Annotated in this window: 20 protein-coding genes and 1 pseudogene; 5 read left to right on the top strand and 16 right to left on the bottom strand. The window is 33.0% G+C overall.

From position 1 onward, the window contains the following. Positions 1 to 135: 135 nt before the first annotated feature. Positions 136 to 1,731, bottom strand: a complete 1,596-nt coding sequence (locus COJ46_RS05930; RefSeq protein ID WP_098565746.1) for an FMN-binding glutamate synthase family protein — start codon at positions 1,729 to 1,731, stop codon at positions 136 to 138. A 585-nt stretch (positions 1,732 to 2,316) separates the two neighbouring features. Here COJ46_RS05930 and mprF point away from each other — a divergent pair. The 3 genes from mprF (at position 2,317) to COJ46_RS05915 (ending at position 5,943) form a co-directional block, all read left to right on the top strand. Continuing rightward, positions 2,317 to 4,839 (top strand): bifunctional lysylphosphatidylglycerol flippase/synthetase MprF, encoded by a 2,523-nt coding sequence (mprF, locus tag COJ46_RS05925; protein WP_097976561.1) that lies wholly within the window; start codon positions 2,317 to 2,319, stop codon positions 4,837 to 4,839. A gap of 205 nt (positions 4,840 to 5,044) precedes the next feature. Further along, complete coding sequence (locus COJ46_RS05920; protein WP_097976563.1) at positions 5,045 to 5,497, top strand: MarR family winged helix-turn-helix transcriptional regulator; 453 nt, start codon at positions 5,045 to 5,047, stop codon at positions 5,495 to 5,497. Positions 5,498 to 5,523: 26 nt separating this feature from the next. Next, the gene (locus tag COJ46_RS05915; protein ID WP_097976564.1) at positions 5,524 to 5,943 is read left to right on the top strand and encodes an organic hydroperoxide resistance protein; all 420 of its coding nucleotides are present in this window, start codon (positions 5,524 to 5,526) and stop codon (positions 5,941 to 5,943) included. A gap of 56 nt (positions 5,944 to 5,999) precedes the next feature. Here the strand turns inward: COJ46_RS05915 and COJ46_RS05910 are convergent, their stop codons facing one another. The 5 genes from COJ46_RS05910 to COJ46_RS05890 are packed head-to-tail and all read right to left on the bottom strand — an operon-like array spanning position 6,000 to position 10,430. After that, complete coding sequence (locus COJ46_RS05910) at positions 6,000 to 6,779, bottom strand: ABC transporter permease (protein WP_176522545.1); 780 nt, start codon at positions 6,777 to 6,779, stop codon at positions 6,000 to 6,002. A 13-nt stretch (positions 6,780 to 6,792) separates the two neighbouring features. Further along, the gene (locus COJ46_RS05905) at positions 6,793 to 7,515 is read right to left on the bottom strand and encodes a phosphate ABC transporter ATP-binding protein (RefSeq protein ID WP_097976568.1); all 723 of its coding nucleotides are present in this window, start codon (positions 7,513 to 7,515) and stop codon (positions 6,793 to 6,795) included. 59 nt (positions 7,516 to 7,574) lie between these two features. Next, the gene (locus COJ46_RS05900) at positions 7,575 to 8,375 is read right to left on the bottom strand and encodes an ABC transporter ATP-binding protein (protein ID WP_097976570.1); all 801 of its coding nucleotides are present in this window, start codon (positions 8,373 to 8,375) and stop codon (positions 7,575 to 7,577) included. Positions 8,376 to 8,379: 4 nt separating this feature from the next. Further along, complete coding sequence (locus tag COJ46_RS05895) at positions 8,380 to 9,432, bottom strand: FecCD family ABC transporter permease (protein ID WP_141540889.1); 1,053 nt, start codon at positions 9,430 to 9,432, stop codon at positions 8,380 to 8,382. After that, positions 9,429 to 10,430: a FecCD family ABC transporter permease gene (locus tag COJ46_RS05890; protein WP_098565745.1), complete on the bottom strand. Its 1,002-nt coding sequence runs from the start codon at positions 10,428 to 10,430 to the stop codon at positions 9,429 to 9,431. Before COJ46_RS05890 ends, COJ46_RS05895 begins: the two co-directional genes overlap by 4 nt. A 169-nt stretch (positions 10,431 to 10,599) precedes the next feature. On the opposite strand from COJ46_RS05890, the gene COJ46_RS05885 reads away from it, so the two are divergent. Further along, positions 10,600 to 11,559 carry an ABC transporter substrate-binding protein gene (locus COJ46_RS05885; RefSeq protein WP_098565744.1) on the top strand — a complete coding sequence of 320 codons (960 nt, stop codon included), beginning with the start codon at positions 10,600 to 10,602 and terminating at the stop codon, positions 11,557 to 11,559. 106 nt (positions 11,560 to 11,665) lie between these two features. On the opposite strand, the gene COJ46_RS05880 is transcribed toward COJ46_RS05885, so the two are convergent. The 7 genes and pseudogenes from COJ46_RS05880 to COJ46_RS05850 form a co-directional block, all read right to left on the bottom strand. After that, on the bottom strand, positions 11,666 to 12,205 hold the full coding sequence (locus COJ46_RS05880; RefSeq protein ID WP_097976575.1) for a GNAT family N-acetyltransferase: 540 nt from the start codon (positions 12,203 to 12,205) through the stop codon (positions 11,666 to 11,668). Positions 12,206 to 12,441: 236 nt separating this feature from the next. Further along, entirely contained in the window at positions 12,442 to 13,143 is a 702-nt protein-coding gene (locus COJ46_RS05875; RefSeq protein ID WP_097976577.1) for a response regulator, read from the bottom strand. Further along, positions 13,109 to 14,743 carry an ATP-binding protein gene (locus COJ46_RS05870; protein WP_097976579.1) on the bottom strand — a complete coding sequence of 545 codons (1,635 nt, stop codon included), beginning with the start codon at positions 14,741 to 14,743 and terminating at the stop codon, positions 13,109 to 13,111. The genes COJ46_RS05875 and COJ46_RS05870 overlap by 35 nt, the downstream gene beginning before the upstream one ends. Positions 14,744 to 14,810: 67 nt before the next feature. Continuing rightward, positions 14,811 to 16,314 (bottom strand): annotated as a pseudogene (locus COJ46_RS05865) (tripartite tricarboxylate transporter permease). A gap of 45 nt (positions 16,315 to 16,359) precedes the next feature. After that, positions 16,360 to 16,812 carry a tripartite tricarboxylate transporter TctB family protein gene (locus COJ46_RS05860; protein ID WP_097976581.1) on the bottom strand — a complete coding sequence of 151 codons (453 nt, stop codon included), beginning with the start codon at positions 16,810 to 16,812 and terminating at the stop codon, positions 16,360 to 16,362. Positions 16,813 to 16,876: 64 nt separating this feature from the next. Further along, on the bottom strand, positions 16,877 to 17,896 hold the full coding sequence (locus COJ46_RS05855) for a Bug family tripartite tricarboxylate transporter substrate binding protein (protein ID WP_483294974.1): 1,020 nt from the start codon (positions 17,894 to 17,896) through the stop codon (positions 16,877 to 16,879). Between the two features lie 497 nt (positions 17,897 to 18,393). Beyond that, positions 18,394 to 20,778: an immune inhibitor A domain-containing protein gene (locus tag COJ46_RS05850; RefSeq protein ID WP_097976583.1), complete on the bottom strand. Its 2,385-nt coding sequence runs from the start codon at positions 20,776 to 20,778 to the stop codon at positions 18,394 to 18,396. 220 nt (positions 20,779 to 20,998) lie between these two features. Here COJ46_RS05850 and COJ46_RS05845 point away from each other — a divergent pair, with 220 nt between their 5' ends. Continuing rightward, positions 20,999 to 21,580, top strand: coding sequence for a DNA-3-methyladenine glycosylase (locus COJ46_RS05845; RefSeq protein WP_097976585.1), 582 nt, complete (start codon positions 20,999 to 21,001; stop codon positions 21,578 to 21,580). A gap of 80 nt (positions 21,581 to 21,660) precedes the next feature. Here COJ46_RS05845 and COJ46_RS05840 read toward each other — a convergent pair whose 3' ends face one another. The 3 genes from COJ46_RS05840 to COJ46_RS05830 all read right to left on the bottom strand — a co-directional run bounded on the left by COJ46_RS05840 (position 21,661) and on the right by COJ46_RS05830 (position 25,697). Further along, positions 21,661 to 23,307, bottom strand: coding sequence for a glycerol-3-phosphate dehydrogenase/oxidase (locus COJ46_RS05840; RefSeq protein WP_097976587.1), 1,647 nt, complete (start codon positions 23,305 to 23,307; stop codon positions 21,661 to 21,663). 474 nt (positions 23,308 to 23,781) lie between these two features. Next, complete coding sequence (locus COJ46_RS05835) at positions 23,782 to 25,017, bottom strand: sensor histidine kinase (RefSeq protein WP_097976589.1); 1,236 nt, start codon at positions 25,015 to 25,017, stop codon at positions 23,782 to 23,784. A gap of 8 nt (positions 25,018 to 25,025) precedes the next feature. Beyond that, a complete protein-coding gene (locus COJ46_RS05830) occupies positions 25,026 to 25,697 on the bottom strand; it encodes a response regulator transcription factor (protein ID WP_141437794.1) in 672 nt (223 codons plus the stop codon). Between the last annotated feature and the right edge of the window lie 75 nt (positions 25,698 to 25,772).

The raw sequence follows: 25,772 nt of genomic DNA, 5'->3' as shown, positions 1-25,772 counted from the left end.
GCTTGCAATCAGTCTGAAAATCAGGTTATTTGTACTTTGTCTACATACTGAGACTACCTAAGTAGTCTCTCATTGTTCAACTATTACGATAAAGTTCGGACTAGCACTGAAAAATACGTTGTAAAGTTACTATTTTTAATCTACTTTTTCTACCAATGATTGATAAATTTCCTTCAGTGACCACACTTTCCCTTTTTCATCTTTATAAACAACATGTTCACTTTGAAAATGGGCAGGGGAATCCAAACCTGCAGCAGCAGCTAACCGAAATAAACCTTCACGCATTGAAATTAGATAATTCGCCGTTCGATATTTTTTTTCATCAATGACAAGGGCTTTTTGTAAATCAGGATCTGTTGTGGCCACACCGACTGGACATGCATTGGAGTGGCATTTTAAAGCTTGAATACAACCAATCGTAATCATAAATCCTCTTGCGATATTAACAAGGTCAGCCCCCATTGCTAGTGCAATCGCTACTCGATCTGGCGAGAATAATTTTCCTGATGCTATTATTTTAACTTGGTCACGTACGCCATATTTTCTTAAAGCATGATCCATTAAAGGTAATGCAGATTTAATTGGCAATCCTACACTATCCGCCAGTTCCTGGTATGTGGCACCTGTTCCCCCTTCACCACCGTCTACAGTAATAAAGTCAGGGCCCTTCCCAGTACTTTTTATATATTTTGCTAATTCATCAGCTTCATGACCACTTCCAATAACCACTTTCATTCCTACTGGTTTTCCAGTTTGTTCCCGAATTTGTTCCATAAAGTCAAACAAAGAAGGAAAGTCATGAAACTCTCTAAAACGATTAGGACTATCTATCGATTTAAACGGTTCTACCATTCTTATTCTTGCGATTTCCTCTGTTACCTTTTCCCCATCAATATGCCCACCGCGTGTTTTGGCACCTTGAGCTAATTTAAGTTCAAAAGCTTTTATTTCAGGAATTTTACTTTTTTCTTTCAAGGCATCCCAATTAAAATTCCCCTCTTTATCTCTAACCCCGAATAAACCTGGGCCAATTTGCATGATAATATCAACGCCACCCTTTAGATGGTATTCAGACAATCCACCCTCACCTGTATTCATCCATGTCCCCTTCGCAATTGCTAATCCCTCTGATAGTGCAGTAATAGCTTTTTCACCTAGGGATCCATAGCTCATAGCAGACATACCAATCTGACCTTTTACAATAAAAGGATACTTCGTGTTTTTACCGATCACAATTGCATCACTATCATCCAATAAAAATGCAAGTGAATCATTTTTCTCTAATCTTTCTTCCTTCTGTGTAAATAAAGGCTCTTTAATCAATAAATATCGGTTTGTTGTTACGTTTATTTGCTGGTCCATTTTTAATTCTTCTGACAGTTTTGGAAACATCGAATTTCTAATATAATATCCTTTTTCTTCAAAGTCTCTTTTAGACCCAAACCCAAGGACATCTCGTTTATATTTTGCTTTTTTAACAATATGCTCATATTCTTCTCTAGAAAAAGGTTTGCCTTCTAGGTCGCTGTTAAATAAATACTGACGTAACTCAGGTCCAATCGTTTCTAAGAAGTACCTAACTCGTCCTATTACTGGATAATTACGAAGTATTGGATGCTGCTTCTGTTTACGATCTATAAAAAACAAATATAGTGTACCTATTAATAAAACTAAAAGTATTAAGGCAAAAAAAATGAATCCAAGGATAATTAAAACATTTGTTATATTCAATTATAATTCCCCCTTGAAAAAGTTCCGTAACATTGCTATCAAATTTATTTTAAATTAAAATACTTCATTCTTACTCTCCTTAATCGAGTTTACATTTTATTCTTTACATATTTCCTTCCAATTTATACAATGCTTGCATCATCGAATATGCTTAATCAGCTATAAAACCTTAGCTACTCATTTGAATATTCTTCAAGAGAGGTTTGAATTTCTTTTCTCTTCCAAATAAGAGGTCTCCCTTTTTTATATTGAACCCATTTAATATTTTCATTTATAACTATTCAAAAAAACATAAAATAGTCCTCTCATAATTGAACTTTAAGGCCTCGACTCCATTGGAATTCGGAAGGATCTTAGGTCTCGCTCCATAGAAAATGAGTGGAAACCTAAGTCTTTTTTCATTAATACTAATCAGAAAATAGTCCCGAAAATTAAAATCTAATTAACTTTTTATCTCCAAAATAATAAGTTAGTAAATTTTCTAGCACGAGTTAATATTCTTCTTGTTAAATAGTGGAATAATATGGAATACTAAAGCTAATAACTATTATTTTAATTGTTGAATAATAACTTCAGGAGTGTCTTATGAATAAGATTCGGATTAGTAAAGTAGGTTTATTTAAACTATTTTTCATTTCAATATTACTAGTTACATTTATATTCGTTGGAAAAAACGTACTTTTAAACTTCGACTTTAAAATGTTCTTTAACTATATGGAGTCTCTTACATTAATACAGTACTTTTTGATTTTTGCATTAGGTATTTTAGCTGTATCTCCAATGTTTTTATATGACTTCGTACTTGTAAGACTATTAAAATTAGATTTTAGTTTTCGAAAAATATTAATGGTAGCTTGGCTTGCGAATACTTCCTCAAACCTAATTGGACTTGGTGGGGTTGCAGGTACCACCATTCGGACTCTATTTTATCGAAAAGATCGCACCGGACCCGAAATTGTTAAAGCAGTGAGTAGTGTAACGATATTCTTACTTTCTGGATTATCGATATTGAGCTTAGTTTTATTTACAGGAATATTTGATTTATCATTTTTAAATGAATATAAGTATCTATATATCGCTATTATCATTGCAATTTGTTATTTCCCGGTAATGTTTTTAGTCGTTTATTTAAAACGTAATTTTTTCTCGGAGAATTTTTCGGCAAAATATATGCTTTCATTGGTTGTCATTTCTTTAAGTGAATGGTCTTTTATTTTATTATTTATTTACTTCATTTGTTTATTTTTACATATCGACATTTCAATCATTGAGGTTTTACCTGTTTTTTTAGTAGCATCTGTTGCAGCACTTTTAAGTATGATTCCAGGCGGTCTTGGGTCTTTTGATTTTATTTTCCTACTAGGTTTTACATACTTTGGAATCGATAAGGAAACGACACTTCTTGTTTTATTGATTTATCGTTTCAGTTATTTCTTTTTCCCGTTTGCTTGCGGTATTATTTTAGCTCTTAAATTATTATGGAATAAAATAAATCAATCATTTAATAATATTCCAAATCAAATTTCAACTTATATGGGGCATAAACTTTTAACGATTTTAGTATTTTTATCTGGCGTTATCCTATTAGTTTCTGCTGCTGTACCAAGCATGCTTTTAAGAATTAGTCTTTTAAATTTAATTTTACCTTCGACAATTATTAATATTTCACATTTAATTTCGGTCACAGCAGGCTTTACATTGTTAGGACTCTCTCGTGGAATTGATTATAAAGATAAAAGAGCATGGTATATTACACTTTTCATGCTGATTGTTGGGGCAGTTACAACGTATTCAAAAGGATTAGATTATGAAGAAGCACTTTTCGTATTAGCAGTTGCTTTTATATTATTTATTTCAAAGAAACAATTTTATAGAGAAAGCTTCGTTTTAACCTGGGGTAAGCTTATTGTTGATAATTTTATTTTATTTTTCTTTTTGGGTAGTTATTTACTTATTGCTTATATCAATCTACCTCAAACAAATGTCAAAATACCTGCTAAATATTTACCTTATATACTTGTTAATTCGAGAGATATCGTGATTAGTGCAGTTCTTGGTTTTGCAGCTGCTTTACTATTTTTTTATATCGCATTTTTCAAAGTTAAAAGAAAACAATTTGAATTTATAAATACGAAAGCTGAAGAAGAAAAAATAAAAGAACATTTTAATAAGTATGGTGGTACAGAACTTTCACATTTGGTTTTTTTACATGATAAATTTTTATTCTGGGCTCAGGATGAGACAGTATTATTTATTTTTCAGCCATATGCAGACAAATTAGTTATTTTAGGTGACCCGGTTGGTGAAAAATCTCATTTATATCCTGCTATTGAGGAATTATTAAACTATGCTGATCAATTTGGATATACTCTTGTCTTCTACCAAGTAAACTCAAATTCACTATCCTATTTACATGAAAATGGATTTGATTTCTTTAAACTTGGTGAAGAAGGATTTACTGATATTTCATCATTCACTTTATCTGGAAAACGTAATAAAGGAATTCGTGCACTTTACAATAAATTTGAACGCGAAGAATATAGTTTTGAAATTATTGAGCCCCCTTATTCTAATGAATTCTTTACGGAATTAAAGGAATTATCACAAGAGTGGTTGAAAGGGCGAAAAGAAAAAGGGTTTTCACTTGGCTATTTTGATGAGGATTACATCAAACTTGCGCCAGTAGCTATTATTAAAAACAATGAAAATAAAATGATTGCATTTGCATCCATTATGCCAAACTATAATGATCATACGATTTCAATTGATTTAATGCGTCATAGAGTTGACGCTCCAAAAGGAATTATGGACTTTATGTTTGTTAACTTAATTGAGTGGTTTAGGTCTAGAAATTTTCATTATTTTAATGTCGGTATGACACCTTTAGCAAACGTGGGTCTATCTAAGTATTCTTTTACAAGTGAAAAAGTTGCAGCGCAAATTTATCAATATGGACAATTTTTATATCACTTTCAAGGTTTAAGAAGCTTCAAAGAGAAATATGTTAATTCTTGGACACCTAAGTTTTTGGCGTATCATAAAAAAACATCCTTACCAATCACAATGCTACAAATAACTTCATTAATTTCTAGGTCTAGAAAAAATTAAATTTACAGCCAGTTAATGTATTGAACATTGACTGGCTTTTTTATTGTGAAAAAGCTATTTTCCACTTCAAAACCTCCTCAATTTATAATCAAAATAAATAAATTGGTAAAAAATAATAGTTAATATCACTTGCAAAATTATTTCTCATCAATTATGATTGTGTCATATTAAATTGTGCACAACTAATATAAAAGGATGTTGACGAATGAATAAAGAAAATCAGCTTTTGCTTGAAAATCAATTATGCTTTTCAATTTATGCTTGTTCTCGAGAAATTACTAAATTATATCGACCAATCTTAGATGAGATTGGCATAACGTATCCGCAATATCTTGCATTGCTTTCACTTTGGGAAAAAGACCAACAAACTGTTAAAGAACTTGGGGAGACTCTTTTTTTAGACTCAGGAACACTTACACCAATGCTAAAACGGATGGAATCTGCGGGACTAATTTTCCGAAAACGTGATTCAAGTGATGAGAGAAAAGTATTTATTACATTAGCTGAAGAAGGTATTAAATTAAAAGAAAAAGCTTTCTGTATACCTGAGAAGTTTTTCAAGGAAAGTAATACTACTCAAGAGGAATTTTTAACAATATTAAACCAAACAAAAGCATTATTAAAGAAAGTTCAATCTGCAAACGAAAATAAAAAATAGATAATAAATATTAAGGAGAGATTGTAATGGAAAAATTATATACTGCTACAGCAACTGCAACAGGTGGACGTGACGGAAGAGTTATTTCATCAGATGATTTTATTAATTTATCACTTAAACCACCAGTAGAATTAGGCGGTCCTGGTGGAGCAACAAATCCTGAACAACTATTTGCGGCTGGCTATTCAGCTTGTTTTGACAGTGCATTAAATTTAGTAGCTCGCCAACAAAAAATTAAATTAGAATCTACATCAGTTACTGCAAACATAACAATTGGTAAAGACCCTGCTGACGGAGGATTCAAATTAGCTGCTCAACTTGATGTAAAAGTACAAGGTGTTCCAACAGAAGTAGCTGTAGAACTAGTAAAAGCAGCCCATGGTGTTTGCCCATATTCAAAAGCAACTAGAGGAAACATGGATGTACAATTAAGAGTAATCGGATAATATTTAGATCTAATGGGAGAAGGAAAAGTTTTTGCTTACACCTTCTCCCTCTATCCTTATCCTTGTTCCATTATCGTTTCATATTTCAATGAATCGTCTTTTGTGAAGAACTTTCTATAGGAAAGAAGTGTTGAGGAGAATACACTAATTGCGATTGCGCCAATTAAAATACATTCGATTAACAATTGATATTTAATCGCATATAAAGGACTTATGCCAGCAAAGATCATTCCCGTCATCGAGCCTGGTAAAGTAACAATTCCTACAGTTTTAGCTCGATCAATTGATGGAATTAAGGCAGCTCTAATTGAATTTTTTATGACATTATTTGAAGCTTGTTTAGTTGTTGCCCCTAAGCATAATGCAGCTTCAATTTGATTTTTACTTGCTTGAATTTCAGCCCTAAGTCTCGTTAATGCTAAACTATTCGCGTTCATAGATGTACTAATAATCATACTTGAAATTGGAATAACATATTGAGCCTTCAACGCAATTTTATTTGCTACCAATACGACTCCTAAAGAAATCATGACACCTAGCAATATACTAATAAATGAAATAAAAAATGCTCCTTCAATTTGTTGTGACCTTTTACTCGAAGTATAAGCACCGAATAAAATCATACAAAATAAAATAATGATGATAATTAAAAGGTGCTCAATTTGCAGTATATATTCAAGTACATACCCCATGATCATTAATTGAATGACGGTTCTTACTGAAGAAACGCCAATGTCTTTTTCAACACCAAGTTTCTGATAATAGGATAATGCGATAGCTATAATAATTAATAAAAATGTCAGAGATACTCCTGTAATATGCAAATTACCGTCCATCATTTCACCTCTTTTAAGCAATTGTAGAAAGAAAATTCTTCCCTAATTCTGTGCTGGGATTATTAAAAAATTCATTAACTGGACTGACTTCTACTAATTTACCATCAATCAGTAGCCCTACTCGATCAGCTATTTGTTGAACTAAATCCATATTGTGCGTAACAAGAATAATCGTTAAATTTTCTTCTCTTTTTAAAGTTACTAGAAGCTCCTGAATATGTAGAGTCGATTGTGGATCTAATGCTGAAGTAATTTCATCACATAATAAAATGCTTGGTTTCATGGCAATTGCTCTAGCGATTGATACTCTTTGCTGTTGTCCAATCGAGAGGGTTGAAGCATTCCGATCAAGTAATTTCGTCTCTAATCCTACTTTTTCTAATAAAGATTTCGCTACTGTTTTGGAATCAGTCTTATCATAGCTACCGTTTAATTTGACTCCAAACAAAATATTATCCTCAACGGTCCCTTCAAATAATGAAGGAGTTTGTAGGATCATTACTGCACTTTTTCTTAAACTTTGAGGTATCATTTTATATATTGATTGTCCATTTAAATGAATTTCACCTTTACTAATTGACTGTAATCGATTTAATGTCCGAAGCAATGTCGTTTTCCCTGCCCCTGAAGTTCCAATTAAACAAAAAATTTCACCCTTATTCGTTTGAAAATTAATGTTTTTAAGGATTGAACTACCAAGAATATCTACACTTATACTGTTAATTGATAACGTCATTCTTTCTCACCTCTTTCTAAATGAAAGGTGCCCTATACAAGGACACCTTTTAAAATTGATTAAATTATTTTTCTTCCTCGGCCATGAGGTATGCAAAGTGGCGTTCCGAATAATGGATCCTTCACAATATCGCAGTTCATACAGAAAACGTCACAGATTAAGCTCTGATTAATGATGTTTTCTGGGTCTCCTTCTGCGTAAACTTCACCATTTGAAATCGCAACAACGTTGTGTGCATAACGACATGCTAGGTTTATATCATGTAGTACCATAACAATTGTACGCTGCTCTTTTTCATTTAATTCGTAAAGTAGGTCTAAAATCTCGATTTGATGTGTTAAATCCAAATATGTTGTTGGTTCATCTAATAAAATTGTATCTGTGTCCTGAGCCAATGTCATCGCAATCCAAGCACGTTGACGTTGTCCACCAGATAAAGAATCGACTAATTGATCCTTTAATTCATACATATTTGTCATTTTCAAAGCATGATTTACTTTTTCTTCATCTTCTTTTGACCATTGTTTTAACCAAGTTTGATATGGATATCTTCCTTGTTTTACTAATTGAAAAACTGTTAAACCTTCTGGTGCAACAGGACTTTGAGGCAGGATTGAAAGATTACGTGCAATTTCCTTTGTAGGTCGCTTACTAATTTCTTTTCCATCAAGTAAGATGGTTCCACTTTTTGGTTGAAGTAATCTTGCAAGTGAACGAAGTAATGTTGATTTTCCGCACCCATTAGCTCCAATTAAAACTGTGATTTTTCCTTTTGGGACTTGAAAATTTAATTCGTTTATAATTGTACGGTCATCATACGATAACGTTAATTTTTCTGTTTCGATTGCACTCGTTGACATCTTATCACCTTTTTCCAGTCTTAAATAATAAATAGATAAAATATGGTGCACCAATTACAGCAGTAAAAACACCAGCAGGTATTTGAATTGGACTAAACACCGTTCTTCCAATTGTATCAGCTACTAATACCATGATGGCACCGATGATTCCAGATAAGGGAATCAATGCACCATAAGAAGCACCAACTATTTTCCGAGCAATATGCGGTGCAATTAGTCCAACAAATGCGATTGCTCCCGCAAATGCAACTGCACCAGCTACTAATGCTGTACTTATAAATAACAAGATTAGTCGATTTTTTTCTACTTGAACTCCTAAGCTTGTTGAAACTTCATCTCCAAGTTGCTGCGTATTAATATGTCTTATAAACGATAATGCTAACACGATAAAAACTAGCGTCCAGACTGTAATGATTTTAACTTGTTCCCAGTTCGCTCCATAGACGCTCCCGGTTAACCACATATTCGCTTCGGTTGCTCTAAAAATAGGTCCAATAATCATAAAAAATGAAGTTGTGCTTTGAGCTAATGCCGAAAATCCTACCCCTACTAAAACTAATCTTAAAGGTCTTAATTCCCCATCCTTATAAGCAAAAGCATAGACAAATACTAAACTGATGATGGCACCGATAAATGCCGCTAATGGTAACCATTTTATACTTACTGTTAATTGATTCGTCCGATTATCACTAAAAATAGCTAAAAATAATACAACGGCAGCACCTGCTCCACCTGTTATTCCAAGAATATCTGGTGATGCTAGTGGGTTTCTAACTAAGCCTTGAAGAATTGCTCCAGCGATCGCTAAAGAAATTCCAGCAAAAATGGCAATGATGATTCGTGGCATTCGAAATGCTTGAATAAATAATTCATCTATTTTTTCACCTTCACCAAAAATAACAGATAATACTTTTGGAATCGAGATGTAACGGTCACCTAGCGTTAAACTCACTATAAATGAACTGATCAGTAAAAGAAGAGCAATTATTAAAACGGAAAATGATCGCTTATTAAATAGTAGTGAAAAGTACTTGTTTCTTAATTTGATCATGTTCATTTTACTGTACCGCCTTTTCTTGCTAAGTAAATAAAAAATGGTGCACCAATAACTGCGGTCATAATACCAACTGGCGTTTCTTCTGGCATTAAAATGTAACGAGATCCTACATCAGCTAAAAGAAGTAGTATTGCTCCGAAAATACCACAAAACGGAATCATCCAACGATAATCATTTTTAACGAACATTCTAACTATTTGAGGGACAATTATACCGACTAATCCTATTGGTCCTGCTATACTTACAGCACCACCGGCTAGAATGATGACTAATACAACTAATGTCGTTTTTAATAAAGCTGTATTTTGACCTAAAGCTCTAGATACATCTTCGCCTAACATGAATGTATTAATCTTTCCACCAAGTGCAAGTGAGACCACCCAAGCTATTACGATATATGGTAGTACCATATGTAAAGAATCAAGTGAACGCCCTTGAACTGAACCAGCTAACCAAAATAGCACTTGCTCTAATGCCACTTCGTTAGTTACTAGTAAGCCTTGGGTTATTGAGCTAAACATAGCTGCAATTGAAACACCAGCTAAAGTAATTTTTAATGGTGTCGCTCCGTCTTTCCCTATTGAACTTAAACCAAATACAAATACAGCTGATAATGTAGCTCCTATAAATGAAAGCCATATAGTCGCATTAGGTGATTGTAAATGAAAAAAAGTGATACTAAGTACAATTAACATCGAGGCACCAGCGTTAATTCCTAGAACGCTTGGTGATGCTAGAGGATTTTTAGTTAAAACTTGCATAAATAAACCAGCGATTGCTAAACTTGCTCCTACTATTGAAGCAATGATCGCTCTTGGAACTCGAACATTTTGAATAATTAACTGTTCATTAGACCCATCAAATTGTGTAAATGAATGAATTAAGCTTGTAAAACTAGTATCCGTATATCCTAGTAAAATACTAGAAAAAAAACAAATTACTAATAATAAAAAACAAGCTACTAATACAATAACTCTTGAACTTGGATGAATAAGCATTTTATATCTCCTACTATTCTATTCTCTTTTATTAGTCTAAATGATATGAATTATCAAGTCAATGAGAATGATTTTCATTTTCTTATTGACTTCTAATCAAATCTTAATCTATAATACTATTTGTCGAGATAAATGATAATCATTATCAACTAAAAAGGGAGACCATTCTATGAAAAAACTAAAATTTTCTTCACTAATTGCTTTATTCATTGCAGCAATTATGGTATTAGGTGCTTGTGGCACAAAAAAATCAGACGAAGCTTCTGGTAAAGAAAGTAAAAAAGCAAATACAATTACAATTGAGCATGCAATGGGTACGACAAAAGTTCCTGTTAATCCAAAAAGAGTTGTTATATTAACAAACGAAGGAACTGAAGCTTTATTAGCATTAGGTGTGAAACCAGTTGGTGCTGTTAAATCATGGACAGGAAACCCTTGGTATGATCATATTTCTAAAGATATGGATGGCGTAGAAGTTGTAGGTGTGGAAAGTGAAGTTAACCTTGAGAAAATCGCTAGTTTAAAACCAGATTTAATCATCGGTAATAAAATGCGTCAAGAAAAAGTGTATGAGCAATTAAGTGCAATTGCACCAACAGTTTTCGCTGAAACATTACGTGGAGATTGGCAAGAGAATTTCAAATTTTATGCAAAAGTTTTAAACAAAGAAGAACAAGGTAATAAAGTATTAGCTGATTACACAAAACGTGTTGATAATCTAAAAGCTGAATTAGGCGATAAAGTAAATCAAAAAATTTCAATGGTCCGTTTCATGGGTGCTGATGTACGAATCTATCACCAAGATACATTCTCTGGTGTAATTCTTAAACAATTAGGATTCCAACGTCCAGAGGAACAAAATGCTCCTGATTTTGCTGAAAGAGGCGTGACAAAAGAACGTATTCCAGCGATGGATGGAGATTACATATTCTACTTTACATTTGATGACGGTAAAGAGTCTGGATCTAAGCTTGAAAAAGAATTTACAGAAGATCCTTTATTCAAAAAGTTAAATGCTTCTAAAAATGGACATGTCATTAAAGTAAATGATGTTACATGGAATACTGCAGGTGGAATCAAGGCTGCTTACTTAATGTTAGATGATATTGAAAAGACTTTTACTAAATAATAGAATTTAAAAAGGTTTACCTTTATTGTCAGATCAAATGACAATTTAGGTAAACTTTTTTTGTTAAAGTCAGTATTTAGCTAATTTCCATACCTGCTATACTTGCTTATCCCGCTTTCCCTGCATCTTCAGCATTTCCTGCAATTAGCGTAAGCATCATATGCTCCTGGTCCCAATATTCATTGTTAAATTTTAAACTATTAGGTGTATTAGCAAATGTTTTGAATCCTAGTTTTTCATACAGTTTTTTTGCTGTTTCATTACCTTCTACGATATTTAATGTAAGTTGTTCAAGTCCAAAGCTTTTTGCTAAGTGGATCGCTTCTTCAATTAAAAGATAGCCTGCCCCCATTTTTCGAGCGCTAGGAGAAACATAGACAGACTCAATTTTTCCTTTATGCTCTGCTTTAACTTTTTCAAATGTTTTTAAAGTTGCTACTCCAATTAATTGACCTTTGTCAGTAAATGCACCGATCGTATAGTTTTTATCTTGATCCAATATTTCTGCTTTGTATTCAATAGGGTCATCTTGATCAAGTATTTCATCCATAGTTGTAATAAAAACTTCAGGATTCTCTTTTAAACCTTCTAAACGAATATTAAGATAGATTTCAGCATCTTCTTTAGTTAATAAACGTATTTTCATACCTATCCCTCCGTAGTTCTTGCAAAGTATATTTTATATAACAAATGGAAGGTTTTCAACGCTTTCAAAAGCTAGACTCTAGTAAACTCACATTGTCATAAATTTGTAAAAAACATAAAAAAACGCTTGTATACCAAGCGTTTAGATGATTCTCTTTTCATGATTTTTCTCAATTCTTGTTACAGAAATGTTAGGTTTGTCATAGTCATTAAGTAAACTTTACTAAATCAAATAATCTAGTTTTTTATCAAATATACTCTTTCTGGCCTACCAATCGTTCCATACGCTAAATCCGCTAATACTTTTCCTTCAGATACTAGATATTCTAAATATCTCCGGGCAGTAGTACGACTAACGCCAATTTCCAGTCCTATATTCTCAGCAGTCATACCGTTATGAACTTCATTTATCACAAATAACACCTTATCTAAAGTAAGCTTATCAATACCTTTAGGGTATATACTTTGCTCTTCAATCATCGAATTATTTTTTCCGATTAAACCATCTATTTCTTCCTGAGTTAGATAAGCACTTTTGGATTGTAGGCTTTGTACTTTATTTGAATGATTTACATAACGAATTAGAGACTTTTTAAAACGATCAAAAATGACTGGCTTAATAATAAAATCAAATACACCATAATGTAAGGCCTTATTAACTGAATCGATTTCTTTGGAAGCTGTAATCATAATAACATCTGCCAAAATTGAATTTTTCTTCATCCATTGTAAAAAATCTAAACCATTCATATCCGGAAAATAAACATCTAATAATACTAGCTGCGGCTTTAGAATCTCAATTAAATCAACAGCATCTTGATAATTTGTCGCAATACCAATTACACTAAACCCTTCTATTCTTTCAATAAATCGCTGATGAATTTCTGCAATTCTACTATCATCTTCAACTATTAACACTTCTATTAAATTCTTTTTCATCGTATCTGTTACTCTCCTTTTGGCGTTTCGGAATGGCAACAATAAATGTAGTTCCCCCATGTTCGTTTGAATGAAAAGTAATTTGTCCGTTTAATTTATGGAGCAATCTCTGGACTAGGTGAAGTCCGATCCCTGAGTTTTTAGATTGCTCCTTAGTAGAAATACCATATTCAAAAATCTCATCGATTAATTCCTCAGGGATACCATTTGCATTATCCTCAATTTCAATCACTAAATCCTTACCTAAATCAGTAAGAAATAGTGAAACAAGCTTTTCTGATTTATTTGTTTCTAATACTGCATCGAATGCGTTATTTAATAGATTTCCGATTATTGTTATTAAGTCTTCCCTATTTATTTCTTTTGGGACATCTGCAAAACTACTATTATAATCAATGTTAAAGTCTACTTTTAACTCATTAGCTAAACTTATTTTTCCTAAAAGAAGTCCTGCAACAACTGGGTCTGAAATTTCTTCCATAATAAAATGGATAATATTTTGAGTAATATTTGATTCCTTTGAAATTAATTCAATCGCTTCTTGATAGGATTCAAGCTGTATTAAACCTAAGATGGTATGCAACTTATTTGAATATTCATGTGCCTGAGCTCTCAGGCCTTCTGAATATGCTTTTATTTGCGATAGTTCATTTAGCAATTTATTCAATTCGGATTTTTCCCTAAAGGTTGTTACTGCTCCAACAATTTTAGAATTCACTCCAACAATCGGTATACAATTAATAATCATTACTTTTTCATTTATTAAAAACTCTAAATCATAAATTGGCTGACCTGTTTCAACTACTTTCTTCAGATGCGAATTATGCAATACGTCTTCTATTTTTAATCCTCTAAGCTTTAAATTATTTGGAATAGAAAGTACTTTATGAGCATTTTCATTAACTACCGTTATTTCTCCGTATTCATCAATCGCAATAATCCCTTCATGAATCGATTCCAAAATTGCGTGTTTTTCTTTGTACATCCTTCCAATTTCTTTCGGCTCCAATCCGAAGATCGATTTTTTTATATTAAATGAAATTAAAAATGCTACTCCTATTCCAAGAAGTAAGATGACAATACTATTTTTTATTAGTTTTTTACTAAACGCTTGTGCCTCATGGTCGATATCTTTTATTAAGTAGCCTACAGAAACAACTCCAATTACGCTTCCATTATCATCAAAAATAGGAGTTTTTCCTCTTAAAGAAGGACCGAGTGTACCAGTCGATTCCGATACGATTTCTTGTCCCTTAAATACTTTATCATTATCTCCTCCAACCATTTTCTTCCCAATTAGGAATCGGTTTGGATGTGAATAACGTACTTCATTTTTATTCCCAACAACGATAAATTCCGCTCCAACTTTCTTTCGGATTTGTTCAACGATCGGCTGAATGATCCCAGATGGATTTTCACTTAAAAATGCTTCACGAACTTCTGGCATATTTGCCACTGTTTGAGAAATAGCTAAAGCCTTTAATCCCTTTTCATGTTTAAGGTTTTTTAGAAACATTTCTTGAGATACTATTTCAAAAACACTACTAATAACTAAAATGAGAACAGAAATAAAGATGATTAACTTATAATGTAAACGCATAAAATTTCTCCTTATATTTTTATAATAATCAAAAAACTCCTTTTGTTAAAGGAGTTTTGATAGAAATTTAAGCTTCTACATTAATAACTACTTCTTTACCCTTCAACAATAATAATTGGAATAAGGATCCAAAGTACTCCAATTATTAAAAATACTAATGAAATAGGATGAGTAAAGAAAATACTATAATCACCATTTGATACCGTTAAAGCTCTTCTTAAATTATTCTCAATCATTGGTCCTAAAACGATACCTAATACTAGTGGTGCGATTGGAAAATCATTTTTAGAAAGGAAATATCCAAAAATACCACATGCTATTAATAGAAGTAAATCATTTACAGATACTTGTACGGCATAAACACCAAATATTGAAATGGCTACAATTAGTGGTAACAAGTATTTCTTTGGCGTTTGAATAATCTTTGCAAATATTTTTACTAAAGGCATGTTTAAGATAATCAGCATTACGTTACCAATAAACATACTAGCAATTAACCCCCATGCAACATCAGGATGTTCATCGAAAAGAAGTGGTCCCGGTTGTATGTTATACATCATTAAAGCACCCATTAGGATTGCAGTTGTTCCTGAACTTGGAATCCCTAAAGTTAATAAAGGAATCATTGCTCCCCCAGATGCGGCATTGTTTGCTGACTCAGGAGATGCAACTCCAGCAATTGTACCAGTTCCAAACTTTTCTGGCGTTTTACTAACTTTCTTTTCTAAAATATAAGCGAAAAATGAAGCTAAAATAGCACCCGCTCCCGGTAATAAACCGACGAAAAATCCTAAAACAGAGCCCCTAGCAATCGGTGCTACACTTTCTTTTAATTCTTCTTTAGATGGTAATAAATTATTAATCTTTGCCATCTCACCATCTTCAACTTCATTTTCAATAATTGTTTTAAATACTTCACCTAGCGCAAATAATCCTACCGCTACTGTTAAAAATTCTAACCCTTGATATAGCCATGGAATGTCATATGTAAAACGAGAAACGCCTGATACGGAATCAATTCCAATTGTAGCTAGTAGTAATCCGAAGATCGTCATAATTAATGCTTTTGTTACTGACTTTCCTGCTAGTCCACTTACTGCACATAAACCAAGAAGCATTAATGAAAAATATTCAGCTGGACCGAACTTAATTGCTAATGCCGATAATGGTTTTGCTAATACGATCAGTGCAATAAGAGTAAAAATCCCTGCTACAAATGAACCAATTGCGGCAATTGACAAAGCACTTCCAGCTCTACCTTTTTTAGCCATTTGATAGCCATCTAAAGTCGTCACTACCGATGAAGATTCACCTGGAGTGTTTAATAAAATTGATGTAGTAGAACCACCATACATAGCACCATAATATACACCAGCTAATAATATAATTGCACTGCCCGCTGCTTGCTCAGGTCCTAAAAAACCAGTTACAGAAGCAGTAACAGGTATTAATAAAGCGACCCCACTCATTGGCCCAATACCAGGTAATACCCCTACTGCTGTACCAATTAATACTCCGGCAAACGCAAACAATAAGTTGTACCATGTAAATGCAGTTTCAAATCCCTGCATTAAATATTGAAAAGTACTCAAGTTAATAACTCTCCCTTCTATTTTCTAAAACCAAATTGACCAAACTGGTAAAGTTCCTTTTAAAACATCGACGAAAATAAAATAAATAATGAGTGAATAACCTAAAGAAATCGAAAGTGATTTTAACCAGTTTCCACGCTCCATTGTTTGAATTGCTACAATTAAGAATAAAAACGAACTAATAATAAAACCGATTTTCTCAAGTAAAAGTGCATAAAGAATTGCTGAAGCTAGGATGATAAAAAATTGCTTATAATTATATTGAACTACTTCCTTCTCTTTTCCCTTATAAGAAAATGTTTCGTAAAATAACCTACAACTTAATAAGGAAAGCGCACAGCCAAGTATAAATGGAAAAACGTTCGGACCAACTACACTTCCATAAGCAGTGGCTGCTATACTCCGACTTTCTAAAATAAAAGTAATACCTGTAATAAGAAAAATGATTGCTGCTAATCGATCAAATTTTTTATTCATATATCTCACCTCTTTATGTTCAGTAATGGAAAAGAAGGAGTGTAATCCCCCTTCTTTATTTCAATTATTTATTCATTCCTAATGCTTTTAATAAATCTTGAACTTGTGTTTCTTGTTCTGATAAAAACGAATTAAATTCTTTACCATCTTTATATTCCTGCTGCCAGCCTTGCTTTTCTACTTCTTCTTTCCATTCTTTTGTTTCAACTAATTTTGAAATTGTTTTTTCCCAATATGAGTATGCATCCTTAGACATTTTCTCTGGTCCAAAAACCCCACGCCAAATGATAAACTCAGCATCAATGCCTTGTTCTTTAGCTGTTGGAAACTCAGACAATACATCTCCTTGTAAACGTTCAGGTGAAGTTACTGCCAAAACTTTAACTTTACCTGATTTAACAAACTCAAGCGTACTAGAAACATCGGTCGAAATGACATCCGCATTATTACCTAATAATGCAGTTATTGCTTCAGAACCACCATCATAGGAAACATACTTAATTTTCGTAGGATCAATTCCGTATTTATAAGCTGGTAAAATTCCGATTAAATGATCCATTGACCCTGGAGCAGATCCCCCAGCTAAAGTAATACTCTTCGGATTCTTTTTAATATCATCTAAAAGTGATTTTAAATCTTTATACTTAGAATCAGCCTTTACAACGATTGCACCATAATCCTTTGTTAGCTGTGCTAAAGGTGTACTATTTTTATAGCCATAAGGACTATTTCCCTCTTTTTTCAAGTTGTTAATAATAATAGGTGGTGAGTTTACGAATAATTTTTCATTATTGGCTTTATCTTGTGTAGCATACTCAGCCATGAAGACCGTACCGCCACCGCCTGGCTTATTTTCTACCGTCATAGGTTCTTTAACAAGTTTTGTTTCACTTAAAACTTTAGTGAACGATCTAGCTGTTAAATCCCATCCGCCACCTGCTCCAGATGGTGCTACAACCGAAATTGCCTTATTAGGATAAGATGAGTTATTGCTTCCTGTTGTTACACTACTACTTTTACATGCTGCAAGACTTACAGCGATTAAAGAAGTCATTACAAACAAACTAGTCTTTTTAAATTTCACCTATAGTTCCTCCCTTTTTTGGAAACGCTTTCTAATACAAGTATTATAGTTTAATAATTCTGAAAAAAGTTTTTATGAACGTTAAATACGTAAAGTCCATTAAAACCATTTTGTTCATAAAAACCACGATAAAGAAAACCCGCTGATTGGCGTGCCTTTAGGTGAAAACAGAGGCGTAGTTGCACTTATACTTAGTTCCTATAATTTGCAACTTCTTACTCATAACGGGTTCATGAGGAACTTGATACGCTGAATTTTGAAAATAACTTCCTCATAACAGGTTCATGAGGAACTAGATACGCTGGAACTCTAAAATACCTTACTCATAACAGGTTCATGAGTATCTAAAAAAGCAAGAAGACAAAAAGATCATACTCATAACAAGCGATAGTGGAAATTAACCAAGACACTAATTGACAAACTCATTTTTAAGGCAGTCTAAAAACAAAAAAGAATACAAGTCTGATATAATATCAGACTCGTATTCTTTTTCTTACTTATTTATGAATCCAAACAGCACCAGCTGAATTATCTTTTGCTTCTCCAATTACTTGGAATTTTAATCCGTAGTTAGGTACTTTTCTTCCTGCATCAGGAATTAAAGTATTTTGGTAACTATGTGAATCATCGAATTCCGTTACACCAGGTAGTCCATCATAATCAAAGATCCCACGAGATGGTGAATTAAAGTAGAATTCAGGTGACTTGTCGTAACTGAAAGCAGCGTCAGCTACTTGGTAACGTGTACTTTGTGATACAGATGGTTTACCATTTAATGTACCAACGATCGCTTCTGGATGAGCATCAACAACACCTAAGAAACCTTCACCAGGGTGAACACCTGTCCAGTTATCAGTGTAGCTATCATCTCCATACCAAACTACTAAACCAGTATTATACTTAACTCCACGAGCATATTCTAATGCTTTATCAGAGCCAGCATAGTTTCTCCACTCTAAGTAGTAGAAGTGATCTTTAAAATCAGTACCATTTGAAACAGTTGCTTTGTCTAAAGTAAATGCTGGAGTTCCTTCAGCACCATCAGTAAATTTAACTGCACCGTCAACAGTTAATTTTGCTTCGTCGAAAGCAAATCCTTCAGGAGCTAGTCCACCATCAGTTACGTATTCAAATTGAACTTTTACGTTTTTTCCATTGAATGCAGATAAGTCATAAACTTTATCTACCCAAATTCCTTTAGATGTTTCACGTCCACCTGCAGTATTTTCATCACCAATCGTATCAATTGTTGCAAGTTTAGTACCTGCTGCATCTAAAACATTTACATATACATAATCATAATCAGTTTCAACTTCATAGTTTGCTTTTACAGCGAAGCTTGCATTTGTAGCTGTTGTTAAATTAAATACTGGTGAAGTCATTTTAGTGTGAATGTCGTCGCCTTTTGTACTATAGTAGTATTTTGCGCCAAATTGAGGTTGGATTTTACTTTTTACTTCTTTTTTAGGTAAGTTAACTTTTACGATCGCTGGATTGTTTGATTTCGTAACACTTTGATCGATAATAGCAGCAATACCTTTTTCATCAATATCCTTATAGTCTACTTCTGTCATATTAGCCCAGTTTCCACCATAAGTTTTTTGGAAGTACTCCTTGTTTTGTGGTGAGAAACTTGTAGGTGTTGTACCAGCGATTGCACCGTTCCAACTACCACCACTCATGATTGACCAAGAAGCAACTGGTTCACCATTTCCAGTGTACCCGGTATCGTACTCATCTGGTAATCCTAAATCATGACCGAATTCGTGAGCGAATACACCAACTGCTCCATCTTCTGGCTCAATTGTGTAATCATATGCAGCCATCAATCCGTTCCAATTTGTAGATTTTGATTTTGTTCCTGAGAAAGTAGTTACTCCATTTAAAGTCCAACGATGTGACCAGATCGCTTTATCTCCTAATTTACCGCCACCAGCTTCTTGACCAGTTCCAGCATGAAGAACCATTAAGTGATCGACTAATCCATCAGGCTCATTAATATTGCCATCACCATCAAGGTCATAAATATCTAAATCATCAAAATCAGCTAAATTAATACCTGAATTGATTGCAGCTCGTAGTGATTCCTTAACAAGATCACGTGGACCTTTTGGTGCAAGATTATCATGTCCACCAGATGGGCTGTCATCACCATATTCAGCTGCATTCCCAGAAACTGTTAACCAGTCTGTTACTGTACCTTTTACAGTATAACTTCCACCAGATTGTTCTTCATAAAATTGTTTAAACGTTTTTATTTTAGAACCATCGTTTAAAGTAAACTCTTTATCACCAAAAAGCATATCTTGGTAATGTTTTTTGCTGAAATCGTCAGTGTACATGTACCCTTCTTGTTTATCAATATTGTTATGTTTGAAATCAGCAAATTCAGTTAAAATGACTAACACTTTATCTTCACGTACTCCGCCGTTATAGCCAGCTTGTTTTGCAGAATCAACTTTTACTACACCAGTTGGTTTGCCTTTTTTATAGTTCTCATGACCTTTATTTAATTGTGATAAAAGTTGAGCTTTACGTTTTTCTAATGTTTCTCTTTGTTTATCAGCAATTTTTGAATCTGATTGTGCATTAACTTTCTCTTTATATGCACCTTGTTTTTCTTTTATGTATGCTTGTACTTTTTCTTTAGCTACTTCAGCGCTATCTGATTCTTTGATCACGCCTCTGTCTCTTAAAGCTTTTTCTAATCTTTCTTCATCCACTACGTTTAAATCTAAATAAGGACTTTCTACTAATTGCTTGCTTTCACTTTCAGTAGGAATTGCTGCTTTTGAAGTAACTCCAGTTGAAAAAATGGACATACTTAATGCTGTAGCAAGTGAGACACTCGATAATACCTTCCAGTAAGATGGTCTTGCCATATTTCTACACCCCTTTTCAGAATCTTCTAACAATAAGTAAATAGTACAAGCTTGAAGGGGATTGTACAATGAGTAATTATGAATAATTTCTAATAATTCAATTAATATATTTAATCTAATTTTAATAGGTTTTTAATAATATGAATAGGTAAATATTCCTATTAGCATGACAAGAAAATACATTTTCTCTTTTTATCAAACAATTTTCGAGGAGTTTTTTATGAATTCGACAATAAAACAAGATTTCTTTTTAAAACCATCTATACAAGTAGCAAAGGAGCTATTAGGCAAAATACTAGTTCATAATACTGATGAAATGGAACTTTCCGGAATAATAGTAGAGACCGAAGCATATATGGGACCAGAGGATCGCGCTGCACATAGTTTTCAAAACCGACGGACGAAACGAACGGAAATCATGTTTCATGAGGCAGGTTACATTTATACTTATCAAATGCATACTCATACTTTAATTAATATAGTCTGTGAAGAAATCGGCAAACCACAAGCAGTATTAATTAGAGCACTAGAACCTGTGGACGGGATTGAAAAAATGATCGAATTTCGAAAAAATCAACCCATTTCTAATTTAACGAATGGACCAGGTAAGCTTACAAAAGCATTGAATATTACGATGGAATCTTATGGAAAACCGATTTGGCTCCCTCCCGTTTACATCAAAGAAGGAATTAAACCAGAACATATTAGTAGTGGACCTAGAATCGGTATTGAAAATACCGGTGAAGCGAGGGACTATCCATGGAGATTTTGGATTACGGAAAATAAATTTGTTTCAAGATAATAAAAAATACCCAGGCTGTTGACGAATTCTCGCTTTCAAACAGTCTGGGTCTTCTTAATTTCGGAACCTATTTTTAAATATCATTCATCAGATGAAGAAACTGCATTTTTTATTTGCTCTTCCAATTCCAAACGATATTCTAAAACTTGGTACTTATTCCAATTTAATCTATTCGCCATATAACGAATCACTTCGTCTTTATACTTATTAACTAGATCAATTTGAAAATATAAAAATCCAGTTCTCCTTATAAAAAAGTCGACTGGCTTTACAACCATTTCATTTTGAATTCCATATTCTAGTTGTAAAAATAATGATAGTGGAAAATTAGAATCATTTTTCAATTCACTAAATGATATATTCATTAAATGTTCGATATTCGATCCATATATTTTACTTAATCTTTTATATTCCGATTCACTTAATCCAATTGCTATACCAGCAGATGAAAATCGTTTTTTAAAATAATTAAAACCTTTTGAGCCCCCAACATCGCCACCGGATATTGGTAAAGTTTTAGTCTGACATACTTTAAATCTATTTTCATTATCTTTTGAAATAAGGTCTACAATTGTCTCCGCCATTTTCCGATAGCCTGTTAACTTTCCCCCAGCAATAGAAATTAAACCAGAAGATGATTCCCAAATCTCATCCTTTCTTGAGATTTCAGAAGGATCCTTACCTTCTTCAAAAATTAAAGGACGAATGCCAGCCCAACTTGATTCAACGTCAGTATCTTCCAGCTTTATTGTTGGAAACATATACTGAACACAATTTAATATATATTCCCGATCTTCATTACTTACTTTTGGATTAGAGGTATCTAGATTAAAAAATGTATCTGTTGTACCAACATAAGTCTTTCCATCTCTTGGAATTGCAAAGACCATCCGACCGTCCACCGTATCAAAATAGACAGACTGATTTAAAGGAAATTTCTTATGATCAATTACTAAATGAACCCCTTTTGTTAGTCTAAGATTTTTATCACTTTCTAATCGATCCATTCCCCTCAGCTGGTCAACCCATGGTCCGGTTGCGTTAACAATCCTCTTTGCCCGAATTGTAAAAGGTACTTTCGTTATCAAATCAATTGCTTTGACTCCTACTATTCTATTATTTTCATAGATGAAATCAGTCACTTCTACATAATTGATTGCATGTGCTCCGTGTTCAACTGCTTTTTTTATAACTTCGATTGTAAGGCGAGCATCATCGGTTCGATATTCAACGTAATATCCCCCAGCTTTAAGCCCCTCCCTTTTAACTAATGGCTCCTTTTCTATCGTTTCTTTTCGATTTAACATTTTCTTTCGCTCATCTTTTTTTACACCAGCTAAGTAGTCATATAATCTAAGGCCAATAGAAGTAGTAAACTTACCAAAAGTTCCACCCTTATATATGGGAAGTAGCATCCTTTCAGGTGTAGTCACATGTGGACCATTTTCGTAAACAATTGCACGTTCTTTACCAACTTCAGCTACCATTTTAAATTCATACTGTTTTAAATATCGTAAACCACCATGAACTAGCTTAGTAGAACGACTAGATGTACCCGATGCAAAATCCTGCATCTCAACTAGGGCCGTACTCATCCCTCTAGTAGTTGCATCAAGTGCAATACCACATCCTGTTATTCCACCACCAATTACTAATAAATCGAACTCTTTTTCAGCTAATGTTTTCTTAATCCTTTTCCTATTTAAACTTGAAAATTGTTCTTCCATTGTAAAACCTCACTTCAACAAATTTTCTAGTTGTCTTAAAAAGCGACACAAAAAGAAATCAATCTAAAATGAAAAAGGACCGCTACAATTACATCTGCATGTAGAAAGGTCCTAGAGTTTCGAATTAAAAAATATTTGTAAAATCAAGATTTACTAAGTATACCTCTCACTTGATTATATAAAAAACTTTAAAATTATACACATATTCACTTAAATACATATTCTATTTAACAATTAATGATTCCTTTCTTTCCAAAAGTACTGTATTGTATATCCTCCACTTTTTCTCCCAATAAAAAAAACCTACTTAATTCAGTAGATTTTCTCACTTTCCTAATAACCTTCCGCAGCTGGCTTTATTTAATATTTATTGTAGTTTATCGTTATTTCTTAGGAAATAATGTCGGAAATATACTTTATTTTCTTGGGGATATCGCTAAATTACTTTGTTAAGTAACTACGTTTTCTTGGAATTTAGCTGTTTTTTGAAGAGGACATAATTGGTAAAGATACTTCAAAACTAGTGCCTTCTCCTATTTTACTTTGAACTTTGATTTTCCCACCATGTTCTTCAACAATCCATTTTGCAATTGATAATCCAAGTCCAATTCCATTTTTGGATGTACGTGAGACATCTTCTTGGAAGAAACGGTCAAATATTCGAGGAAGGTTTTCTTCTTTTATTCCCACTCCACTATCTATAACCTTAATTAGAAAATTATTTTTCACTTGAATACAGCTAATTTGAATCGTATCATTTTCGTTTGTAAATTTCATTGCATTATCGATTAAAATCACAAGTAATTGGTGAATTCTTTCTTGATCACCAAAATAAAAATACGTATCTTTAATAGACAAAAATATTTCTTTACTTTGAAAAGAAATGATTTCAGTGAAGTGTGAAACAACTTCTTCTAACAATTCATTTAAGGAGAATATTTTTTTATTTAATTGAATTTGCCCTGAATCTGATCTAGCTAAGGTTAATAAGCTTGCTACTAGTTTGGATAGACGCCTATTCTCTTTTAACATAATTGAAAAGTCTTGTGCCTTTTCTTCGATTGTTGCGCCTGGCTCTCTAAGTAATAACTCCAAACGTGATTGAATTACGGTTAAAGGAGTTCGAATTTCATGAGAAGCATCTGATACAAACTCTTGCTGTTTTTGCCATGCGTTTGTTATTGGTACGAGTGCACGTCCAGCCAAAATATAACCAGCTACAACTGATAATGCACTTCCTAAAACCCAACCAACGATTAATATGATTAATAATGTATCAACTAAATCCTTTTCAGAGTCGATATTACGTAATATTTGTAAAGTAATTTTCCCTCGATTCGTCTCACCTTGAATTGAGATCGTTCGATAATTCATATCACCGATTTTATCATTATATAATTCGTTTATTTTTGTAGGATATTTAAGTTCATCTTGTAGAATAATCGCATTCATACCCGGCATGGGATTTACTAATTTTTTATTTTCATCCCACATGATCATTAAAACACGTGGATCTCGATTGGAAATTGGTAAACGATTTGGATTATCACTATTTTGTATGCGATTAATATTCCATAAAAGTGATTGATCAACTTCTTTATATAAACGATTATTTGTATATGAATAAATAATTAAAGAAAGGATTCCAATTATTAAGATAAATACTACTGAATTTATAATCGTTAATCGAATTTTTGTTTTCTTAAACATCTCTTCACCTAGTCATCTTTCATAATATATCCGATTCCTCTGACAGTCTTAATCATACTACCATAATTAAATGGCTCAAGTTTTTTTCGGAGTTGATGTACGTATACTTCAACGATCGCAACAGTCGTATCAGAATCAAATCCCCAAATCCTATCAAAAATTTGTTCTTTCATTAAAATCTTGCCTTGGTTTTGAATGAAGTATTCTAGTAGCTCATATTGTTTGATGGTTAAATGAATCGATTCATTATTTATTTCAACAGGATGCTCTTTTCCTTTTAAAATGATTCCTTGATACTTCAATGAACTATCAATTGTCAATTTACCACTTCTTCTAAGTAATGCATAGATTCTTGCTAGTAACTCCGGCCCTTGAAATGGTTTTACTAAATAATCGTCCGCTCCTAAGTTTAATCCTTCAACGCGATCTTCTAGTGAATCTTTGGCAGTTAGGAAAAGAACTGGTGTATGTACCCCTACTTTTCTCAAGTCCTTAACAATTTCAAAACCATTTTTCTCAGGCAACATTACATCTAACACAATTACATCATATATGTTTTGCATCGCCATGAAAAAGCCTTCTTCCCCTTCTAATGCCTTATCTACTTTAAAATCATTTGATAATAATTCAACAATTGAATTTAAAACTTCTATATGATCTTCTACAACTAAAATTCTCACTTTTTTTGCCTCCATTAGACTAAAAAGAAGCGTTCATCATATAACAACGCTCCCCTTTATTTATTCAAACCGTAC

The organism is Bacillus sp. AFS077874 (assembly GCF_002566505.1).
Classification (GTDB): Bacteria; Bacillota; Bacilli; order Bacillales; family Bacillaceae_G; genus Gottfriedia.
Note: the sequence above shows the minus strand (reverse complement) of the source record. Positions and strands in the feature narration are given on the sequence as shown.